This window comes from Escherichia sp. MOD1-EC5433 (assembly GCF_002966005.1).
GTDB classification, from domain to species: domain Bacteria; phylum Pseudomonadota; class Gammaproteobacteria; order Enterobacterales; family Enterobacteriaceae; genus Escherichia; species Escherichia ruysiae.
In genome coordinates this window covers 479,757-490,594 of sequence record NZ_PTRL01000003.1, presented here as the reverse complement: position 1 = coordinate 490,594, position 10,838 = coordinate 479,757, and the positions used below count along the sequence as shown (strand labels likewise).

Genomic DNA, 10,838 nt, shown 5'->3' with positions numbered 1-10,838 from the left:
TGTGTAATGGCATCTGCCCCAGCAACTGCGTGTGATATTTCTCGGCCAGTTTCTCTGCACCGCCAGTGCCGAAAATCGGCTCATGATGACCACAGTTACTGCAAATATGGACGCTCATGTTCTCGACAATACCGAGCACCGGAACTTCGACTTTCTCGAACATCACAATGCCTTTTTTCGCGTCGATCAACGCGATGTCCTGCGGCGTGGTGACCACTACTGCGCCGGTTACTGGAATGTTTTGCGCTAGTGTCAATTGAATGTCACCGGTGCCTGGCGGCATGTCGAGCACCAGATAGTCGAGATCCGGCCACAAAGTTTCCTGCAACATCTGCATTAACGCCTTGCTCGCCATCGGGCCACGCCACACCATCGCGTTGTCGTCAGTGACCAGATAACCAATTGAATTGGTTGCCAGGCCATGAGACATAATCGGTGCCATGTGAGTCCCGTCCGGCGAGGTCGGACGCTGATTTTCTGCCCCCAGCATGGTTGGGATAGACGGACCATAAATGTCGGCATCCAGAATACCGACTTTCGCGCCTTCCGCCGCCAGCGCCAGCGCCAGGTTTACCGCCGTGGAGGATTTACCCACGCCGCCTTTGCCGGAACTGACCGCGATAATGTTCTTCACGCCGTTAATTCCCGGCTGATTTTTAACGCGTTTCAGGGTGGCAATATTATGCGACAGTTTCCAGTCGATAGCTTTTGCCCCGGTGATACGCAACAATTCGGCGCTACATTGCTCTTTTAACTCTTCGAACGCGCTATGCCAGACGAACGGCATAACCAGCTCCACATGCAGGGTGTCGTCCATCCAGGCGACATGATGCAACGCTTTCAGCGTGGTAAGGTTATGCTTCAGGGTTGGGTGCTGAAAATTAGCCAGTGTCCCGGCGACCATTGCGCGCAAGGCTTCTGGTGATTTGGCCTGGGATTGTTCGTTCATCCCGACTCCTTATTTATATAGATAAACCATCAGCTAAATAGTTTACCTGAAGATAATAGATAAGTACTTACTTAACATTTTCCCATTTGGTACTATCTAACCCCTTTTCACTACTAAGAAGTAATGCCTACTATGACTCAAGTCGCGAAGAAAATTCTGGTGACGTGCGCACTGCCGTACGCTAACGGCTCAATCCACCTCGGCCATATGCTGGAGCACATCCAGGCTGATGTCTGGGTCCGTTACCAGCGAATGCGCGGCCACGAGGTCAACTTCATCTGCGCCGACGATGCCCACGGTACGCCGATCATGCTGAAAGCACAGCAGCTTGGTATCACCCCGGAGCAGATGATTGGCGAAATGAGTCAGGAGCATCAGACTGATTTCGCAGGCTTTAACATCAGCTATGACAACTATCACTCAACGCACAGCGAAGAGAACCGTCAGTTGTCTGAGCTTATCTATACTCGCCTGAAAGAGAACGGTTTTATTAAAAACCGCACCATCTCTCAGCTGTACGATCCGGAAAAAGGCATGTTCCTGCCGGACCGTTTTGTGAAAGGCACCTGCCCGAAATGTAAATCCCCGGATCAATACGGCGATAACTGCGAAGTCTGCGGCGCAACATATAGCCCGACGGAACTGATCGAGCCGAAATCAGTGGTTTCTGGCGCTACGCCGGTAATGCGTGATTCCGAACACTTCTTCTTTGATCTGCCCTCTTTCAGCGAAATGTTGCAGGCATGGACCCGCAGCGGCGCGTTGCAGGAGCAGGTAGCAAACAAAATGCAGGAATGGTTTGAATCCGGCCTGCAACAGTGGGACATCTCCCGCGACGCACCGTACTTCGGTTTTGAAATTCCGAACGCGCCGGGCAAATACTTCTACGTCTGGCTGGACGCGCCAATTGGCTATATGGGTTCTTTCAAGAATCTGTGTGACAAGCGCGGCGACAGCGTAAGCTTCGATGAATACTGGAAGAAAGACTCCACCGCCGAGCTGTACCACTTCATCGGTAAAGATATTGTTTACTTCCACAGCCTGTTCTGGCCAGCAATGCTGGAAGGCAGCAACTTCCGCAAGCCGACCAACCTGTTTGTTCACGGCTATGTGACGGTGAACGGCGCGAAGATGTCCAAGTCTCGCGGCACGTTCATTAAAGCCAGCACCTGGCTGAATCATTTTGACGCTGATAGCCTGCGCTACTACTACACCGCGAAGCTCTCTTCGCGCATCGATGATATCGACCTGAACCTGGAAGATTTCGTTCAGCGCGTGAATGCCGATATCGTCAACAAAGTGGTGAATCTGGCCTCCCGTAACGCTGGCTTTATCAACAAGCGTTTTGACGGCGTACTGGCAAGCGAGCTGGCTGACCCTGAACTGTACAAAACCTTTACCGATGCCGCTGAAGTTATTGGTGAAGCGTGGGAAAGCCGTGAGTTTGGTAAAGCTGTGCGCGAAATCATGGCGCTGGCTGACCTGGCTAACCGCTATGTTGACGAGCAGGCTCCGTGGGTGGTGGCGAAACAGGAAGGTCGCGATGCCGACCTGCAGGCGATTTGCTCAATGGGCATTAACCTGTTCCGCGTGCTGATGACGTACCTGAAACCGGTACTGCCGAAACTGACCGAGCGTGCGGAAGCGTTCCTGAATACGGAACTGACCTGGGATGGCATCCAGCAACCGCTGCTGGCGCACAAAGTTAATCCGTTCAAAGCACTGTATAACCGCATCGACATGAAGCAGGTTGAAGCACTGGTGGAAGCCTCTAAAGAAGAAGTGAAAGCCACTGCCGCGCCAGTTACTGGCCCGCTGGCTGATGATCCGATTCAGGAAACCATCACCTTTGACGACTTCGCCAAAGTTGACCTGCGCGTGGCGCTGATTGAAAACGCAGAGTTTGTTGAGGGTTCTGACAAACTGCTGCGCCTGACGCTGAATCTCGGCGGTGAAAAACGCAATGTCTTCTCCGGCATTCGTTCTGCTTACCCAGACCCACAGGCGCTGATTGGTCGTCACACCATTATGGTGGCTAACCTGGCACCGCGTAAAATGCGCTTCGGTATCTCCGAAGGCATGGTGATGGCCGCAGGTCCTGGCGGGAAAGATATCTTCCTGTTAAGCCCGGATGCCGGTGCTAAACCGGGTCATCAAGTGAAATAATCCCCTTCAAGGCGCTGCATCGACAGCGCCTTTTCTTTATAAATTCCTAAAGTTGTTTTCTCGCCTTTTTGTCGCTCTGTAACCTGCGCAAATGCTGTTAGCATCTGTATTAAACTGGATAAAATTACAGGGATGCAGAATGAGACACTTTATCTATCAGGACGAGAAATCACATAAATTCTGGGCGGTGGCGCAGCAGGAAAACGAACTGCATATTAGCTGGGGAAAAGTCGACACCAACGGGCAAAGCCAGGTAAAAAGCTTTGCGGATGCTGCTGCTGCGGAAAAAGCAGAGCTGAAGCTAATCGCGGAGAAAATGAAGAAGGGTTATGTGGAAGGTGACTCGGTAAATATGGTTCTCCCGCCAGTCACAAAAGAAAGTACCCCTTCTGAAGTTAAAACCGCAGTTGTAAGTAAAAACAAACGGCCATGGCTTGCTGATGATGCAGCCATTGCGTTAACTGACGATATTAATCGATTTGCTTTTCCTCATCGCACCAGGCCAAGAGAAATTAATTATCTGCGCAATAAAGGTGAGGTATGGAAGCGCATTGCAGATAGCACTTATGCATATGATTTAAAAAAATACTACAGTTCTTATCCGGAAAACTGGCAGCAGGCGTTTGCCGAATTACAGTTGCGAATCCAGGATAATCTACAGACAGGTAGTGCGCAGTCTGATGCGGCATTACTCTGGCACTCCTGGAACTCTTACTCAACAGATGAACTGGTCGATGACTTAGTCGTTCGTTGTGGCCTGGAAACTACCGTTGAAATCACCCTTCTCGCTCTTCAACTTAGATATAAAACAGTAAAAGCCGCCGTCACGACCATAATTCCTCCCGATCTCGAAGCAGAATCGCTACCGAACTGGCATCAACGTCTATGTCATCATCTTTCACTCGCTTCAGAAGATGAGTGGCAACGCTGTGTAGATAAAGTACTTGCTGCTATTCCCTCGCTCTCCCCGGCACGGCAACCTTTTGCGGCGCTACTGATCCCTGAACGACCGGATATCGCCAATGCCATGGCGCTACGTTATGCAGATCAAAACGTTCCGGCGATGACCTGGTTAAGACTGGTGGTAACCGATGATACTGCTCTAACTACAGCAGAAAAATACGACTTCCCACCGTTGTATCGTGATTTTCGCGCTTATCTGGCAATGTTGTTGGCAAATAATGGGGTGCGCGGTGTAAGCCGGATACTTCTTGAGTTAACGGAAGACCATTCTGACGACCCGGATTATGTTTTCAATCACATCAGTGAAACCGAAAACCTTGTCAAATGGCTATGGAAAACGAATCACCCGGATGCGATTCAAATTCTGATCCTCGGTGTAATTGGCAAGAAAAAGCACCTGGAATACTTAAGCAAAGCCTGTCAAAAACATCCTGCTGCGGCTATTGCCGCTTATGCTACTTTGTTGGCAATACATGAAGATACACAGTGGCGTAACGCACTTGTCAAACTGATTACCGCCACGCCAGAGTTGGTATGTGACGTTATTCCCTGGGTTAATGCTAAAGCGGCAGGTATCTTATCTGAATGTCGTCCGCAACCTGCGACTGAAGAATGTGAATATGCCACTGCGGATATGTTGCCAGAGCTGTTTACTTCGCCACCGTGGGTAATAAATAAGAAAAAGAATGCAGTACCCGTATTTGATTTACCGATACTTCCCGTTCCTGCCGTCACTGATATCACACCAGGAATTACAGAATTAATCAGTTATACTGACATATCCAGATTCAGTGACATCGCAAAATATCAGGCATCACAGCAAACATTTTTTACCGATCTGCCACTAATTGAAAAAGAAAGCTGGGAGACATCTTTCATTCCTTTTACACCAGAACAACAAATTCTCTGGCGACTGGGGTTTAAGGAATGGCGCAGAACCGGAGAAGAACAATACGAAAAAAAAATAATGCCACAAAGCGCAGTTGATGCCCTGTTACGTTTCGATTTCCCGTCGCTGAAAGCAGAGTTTGCGCAATACCATAACAAAGGCAGTAAATCCTGGCAGTTGTACGCTCTCTGTTTCCTACCCACTCAACATGCTATTTCTTTCCTCAATCAAATAATCAATGAAGAAGAATTCTCCGGCGAGAAAGAGATTCTGGCGATTTTTGGTGATGCGGCCATTCCTGCGTTTATGAAATGTCTGCAACGTAAGCCACAACAGTTGTGGATATTCACTCTCTTCCTGGGCGTCAGCGAATTAGCATTACAGATGGCGCAGCGATTACAGAAAACAATGTCTGCTGAAGATGCCCGAAAATGGCTGGCTAAATTCCCACGCCATGCCGCCGCCGGGCTACTTCCTGTGGCACTGGGCAAACAAGGAAAAGATCGTGATTGTGCCCGCCAGGCACTCCGTCTGCTGGTGAAATTAAACCAGCGAGAAACGATTGAAGAAATCGCCCAAGGGTATAACCAACCTGATGTTTTAGCTGCGCTGGCAACATTGTTCGATAGCGATCCGCTGGAAGAATATCCCGCAAAAATCGCCCCTCTGCCCGGCTTTTATCAGTTCAGCTTATGGCGCAGACCACGGCTTAAAAGTAACAACCTGCCTCTGCCAGATGACGCTATGCGCCACCTCGGCACTATGTTGAGCTTTCCTCGCGACATTACCGCCTACGCTGGGCTGGATATCATTAGAGAAACCTTCACCCGCGAATCACTGGCTGAATTTGGCTGGGATCTGTATACCGCCTGGACAGAAGCTGGCGCCCCCGCAAAAGAAAACTGGGCATTTACTTCGCTTGGGATTTTAGGCAATGACGACACCGCGCGTAAATTAACCCCGCTCATCCGCGCCTGGCCGGGGGAATCCCAGCATAAACGGGCGGTTTCCGGGCTGAATGTATTGGCTGATATTGGCAGCGATATTGCGCTGATGTTGCTTAATGGCATTGCGCAAAAGATTAAATTCAAAGCATTACAGGAAAATGCCCGCGACAAAATCAATATGGCCGCCGAAAATCGCGGGCTGACAATGGCCGAACTGGAAGACCGCCTGGCTCCCGATTTAGGACTTGATGCCCACGGCTCTCTGACACTTGATTTCGGTTCACGTCAATTCACCGTTGGTTTTGATGAAACCTTAAAACCCGTGGTGCGTGACGCAAACGGCAAAGTCCTGAAAGATTTACCCAAACCAAACCAGAGCGATGATAAAACACTGGCAACTGACGCCGTTAACCTCTTCAAACAGTTGAAAAAAGATGTACGCGCCATAGCCAGCCAGCAGATTGCTCGCCTGGAACAGGCTATGTGCCAGCGCAGACGCTGGACGGCAGAGCAGTTCCGCCTGTTCCTGGCAGAACATCCGCTGATGTGTCACTTAACCCGACGACTGTTATGGGGGGTATATAACGATGAAAACATCCTTATGACCTGTTTCCGCGTGGCAGAAGACAGCTCTTACAGCGATGCGCAGGATGAGCTATTCACGCTGCCAGCAGGGAACATCGGTATTCCGCATGTGCTGGAAATCTCCCCTGAATCCGCCGCTGCATTCAGGCAAATTTACGCTGATTACGAACTGCTTTCCCCCTTCCAACAGCTCGACCGTTGTAGTTACCACCTTGCTGACAATGAACGCAGCGCCCATGAATTGACACGCTGGAGCGGACGGCTTTGCCAGGCCGGGCGCATTGTCGGACTGGAACGCAGAGGCTGGCAATGTCTGGAAGAAAGCGGCAGCGTCTATGCAATGCGCAAATCTACCCTTTATGGCGATCTCGAACTTGAAACAGAACCTTTCTCATTGATTTACGGCGAAACTGGATATGGCGACCTGCTACCTGTTGAAAGCGTAAAAATCACTTCGCCAGGGGAACGCTACAGTACACAGCCCTCGCTCACGTTCTCCGCGCTTGATGCCATCACCGCCAGCGAGTTGATTAACGATATTGAATCACTGTTTGATTAAAAGGATTTAACTATGAAAACCTATATTTATCAGGACGTAAAATCACATAAATTCTGGGCGGTGGAGCAGCAGGGAAACGAGTTGCATATCAGTTGGGGTAAGGTCGGCACCACCGGGCAAAGCCAGGTAAAAAACTTTGCGGACGCTGCGGCGGCGGAAAAGGCGGAGCTGAAGCTGATTGCGGAGAAGGTGAAGAAGGGGTACGAGGCGGAGAACATTGTGATAACACCGTCATCTGCCCTCGCCAAAGTTACTGAAAGCCCTGAAATCCCCCCTTTGCCACAAGCCAAACCAACATCTGCTGGAGCTACTCTTCCCTGGCTGGCAGACGATGCCCAAATCATTCTGCCTACAGAAGTAGCCCCAACAACTCTAAGTCATCGACGCTGGCCAGGCAATCCTGTGCCACAAGAGGGTAAATTAACTCTACTTCGCACCGTCGCCGCAAATACTCATCGGCGTTTTAAAAAGATGGTCACCTTTGATTACAGCGCCTGTTCACCGGACTGGCAGCAAGCAATAGCCCGGGCTGTCGACCTTATCGACTCCCCCATTCATACCACGCTGCCGCCACAAGTTCTGGCGGTATTGGTTGCTCTGGAACAAGGTTTCAATCGTAATGATCACGAAGAGTTACTGGATCAAATTGTCCAGGAAGGTGGTCTGGAATATGCTACTGAAGTGATCATTGCGTGGCAATCCATCTGTTTTAGCTGGAATTATGACGCCAGTCTTATTACGGTCACCCCGGCTAAGACGCAGCCTGATTATCTGTCACGGTTCGCCGCAATTGAAATGCGCCTGCGTAAGCATCTGTCACTAGCAAATGACGAGGTATGGCAACGCTGCGCCGGCAAACTGATTGCTGCACTCGGAAACATGCCTGCCTGGAACCAGCCACTAGTTGCGTTATTGTTGCCAGAAAAACCAGAAGTAGCTCATGAAATTGCCAGACGTCTTTGCGGGCAAAAAGGGTTATATGCGCTGGAATGGCTAAAACTAGTGGCCACAGATGAGCAGGTATTGACGGAACTGGAAAAATACCATCCGGGGCACCCAGGGCAGGTATTTGATGATTATTACTGCGGTAAAATCTGGTGTGCGACGGTACTTCAGGAACAACGTGTCGCTGCGCTAGCCCGTTTCACCCCTTATGCTTCCGGCGACACATGCGGTGAAGTGTTGATGCATATCAACCACCCGCAGGCACTTACGTCGCTTATCCATGCTAGCGAGCAAGGAAAGCGTTGCCACGAACGGATGACAAAGGCTTTCGCTCGCTTTCCACATGCTGCTATGGCGGCATTAGCTGAATTGCTGGCGCAAAAAGAGGAAAAAAGCTGGCGTATGATGCTGATGACAATGCTTATCTCTCAACCAGCATTAGCAGAACGGGTAATTCCCTGGCTAACGTCACCAGCAGCTACAGTGCTGAAATCATGCCAGCAACAGCTGACACAACCCTCAAACCATGCCTGCGACGATATGCTGCCAGCCGTATTAGTCTCGCCCCCGTGGCGGGTGAAAAAGAAAAAATCTGTAATGCCGGTATTGGACTTAGCGCCATTAGCGTTGGAGTCACGCTGCACATTGACCGAGACGGCAGAAAAAGAAATTCATGCAAGGCATCGCTGGTACGCACATCAAATAGATATCGGACAAAAAGAGGATACTCAGAATTACCTGACGCGCCTGGGTTTCAATCGCTGGAATAATGATCACTATATGAAAGCGCCTGATGTTGCTGTAGAGGTCTGGCTGCGGGGAGATTATTCCGCGCTGATCAGCGAATTTAAAACCTTCTGGCACTCCTATCAACGGGAATGGCAGCTCTACATGTTAGCTGCACTGCCTATCGAAAAAACAGCGCAGGCGTGGAATGTCCTTAGTAAAGAGCCACACGTCGGCGTCGAATATGTCATGACGCACCTGCAACTCAGCGGGTTGCAGGGTTTTATTCACTCCTTTTCACGCTATCCACAGGAAGCGTTGCCTGTAGCACAATATTTTGCGGCTATCGAATTAGCGCCGCTGATTGCCCGAGCCTTCAACAAACTCAAAACCCTACGACAAGACGCCCGTACCTGGCTTCTGAAATACCCGGAACATGCCATAACCGGCCTGCTGCCAACGGCGCTCGGCAAAGCCGGTGAAGCCCAGGATAATGCCCGCGCCGCCTTGCGTATGTTGACTGAAAATGGTCATCAGCCATTACTGGAACAAGTCGCCCTGCGTTATAACCAACCGGAAGTAACAGCCGCCATCAACGCCCTGCTGGCTCTCGATCCGCTGGATAATCACCCGACAAAAATCCCTACTCTTCCGACCTTTTATCAGCCATCGCTCTGGACGCGCCCGGTATTAAAAGCAAACGCCCAATCACTACCAGATAACGCCCTCCTCCACCTCGGCGAAATGCTCCGCTTCCCTCAGGAAGAGGCACTTTATCCGGGATTATTACAGGTGAAAGATGTCTGTACCTCAGACTCACTGGCTGAATTTGCCTGGGATCTATTTATCGCCTGGCAGACGGCTGGCGCGCCATCGAAAGATAGTTGGGCGTTCAGTGCGCTAGGTGTTCTCGGCAACGATGACACCGCCCGCAGACTGACGCCGCTTATCCGCGCATGGCCTGGCGAATCCCAGCATAAACGCGCCACCGTCGGACTGGATATTCTCGCCGCTATCGGCAGCGATATTGCTCTGATGCAACTTAACGGTATCGCCCAGAAACTGAAATTCAAAGCATTGCAGGAGCGGGCAAAAGAAAAGATTGCCAACATTGCCGAAAGCCGCGAACTCACGGTCGCGGAACTTGAAGACCGGTTAGCACCGGATCTCGGTCTGGATGATAACGGTTCGCTGCTGCTGGATTTCGGCCCACGCCAGTTCACCGTCAGCTTTGATGAGGCCTTAAAACCATTTGTACGCGATGCCTCCGGTAGTCGTCTGAAAGACCTTCCAAAACCGAACAAAAGTGATGATGAAACGCTCGCTGCCGATGCCGTTAATCGCTTTAAACTGCTGAAAAAAGATGCCCGTACCGTTGCCGTCCAACAGGTGGCAAGGCTGGAATCCGCCATGTGCCTGCGCCGTCGCTGGTCAGAGGAAAACTTCCGGCTCTTTCTGGTTGAGCACCTACTGGTACGCCATTTAACCCGCCGCCTGATTTGGGGCGTTTATAGCACCGACAACCAGCTACTGGCTTGCTTTCGCGTTGCGGAAGATAACAGCTACAGCACCGCTAACGATGATCTCTTCACTCTGCCAGAAGGCGATATCTCTATTGGTATTCCTCACATTCTGGAAATATCGCCAACTGATGCCGCCGCTTTTGGTCAGCTTTTTGCCGACTACGAACTGTTACCGCCGTTTCGCCAGCTTGACCGTAACAGTTACGCCCTGACAGAAACCGAACGCAACGCCAGCGAACTCACCCGCTGGGCAGGCAGAAAATGCGCGAGCGGTCGGGTCATGGGGCTGGCAAATAAAGGCTGGTTGCGTGGCGAACCGCAGGATGCAGGCTGGATCGGCTGGATGATCAAACCTCTTGGTCGCTGGTCGTTAATCATGGAAATCGATGAAGGTTTTGCGGTAGGCATGTCACCAGCCGAACTCAGCGCCGAGCAACTCTTAAGCAAACTGTGGCTATGGGATGGCAAAGCAGAAAGCTATGGCTGGAGGAATAACGCAACACAGGAAGCCCAGTTCTCCGTGCTCGATGACATCACCGCCAGCGAGTTAATTAATGACATTGAAGCTCTATTTGAATAAGGGAAG

General features: G+C 50.7%; 4 protein-coding genes. 3 read left to right on the top strand and 1 reads right to left on the bottom strand.

All coding sequences use genetic code 11. The annotated features are described in order from the left end of the window. Positions 1–949: iron-sulfur cluster carrier protein ApbC (gene apbC, locus C3D30_RS09210; protein ID WP_105268405.1), on the bottom strand; the 949-nt coding region annotated here is incomplete at its 3' end. A 132-nt stretch (positions 950–1,081) separates the two neighbouring features. Between apbC and metG the strand changes: the two genes are divergently transcribed. The 3 genes from metG to C3D30_RS09195 all read left to right on the top strand — a co-directional run bounded on the left by metG (position 1,082) and on the right by C3D30_RS09195 (position 10,832). Then, complete coding sequence (gene metG, locus C3D30_RS09205; protein ID WP_105286787.1) at positions 1,082–3,115, top strand: methionine--tRNA ligase; 2,034 nt, start codon at positions 1,082–1,084, stop codon at positions 3,113–3,115. 139 nt (positions 3,116–3,254) lie between these two features. Then, complete coding sequence (locus tag C3D30_RS09200; RefSeq protein WP_105286786.1) at positions 3,255–7,058, top strand: DUF4132 domain-containing protein; 3,804 nt, start codon at positions 3,255–3,257, stop codon at positions 7,056–7,058. A gap of 12 nt (positions 7,059–7,070) precedes the next feature. Beyond that, a complete protein-coding gene (locus tag C3D30_RS09195; protein WP_105286785.1) occupies positions 7,071–10,832 on the top strand; it encodes a DUF4132 domain-containing protein in 3,762 nt (1,253 codons plus the stop codon). Positions 10,833–10,838: the final 6 nt, after the last annotated feature.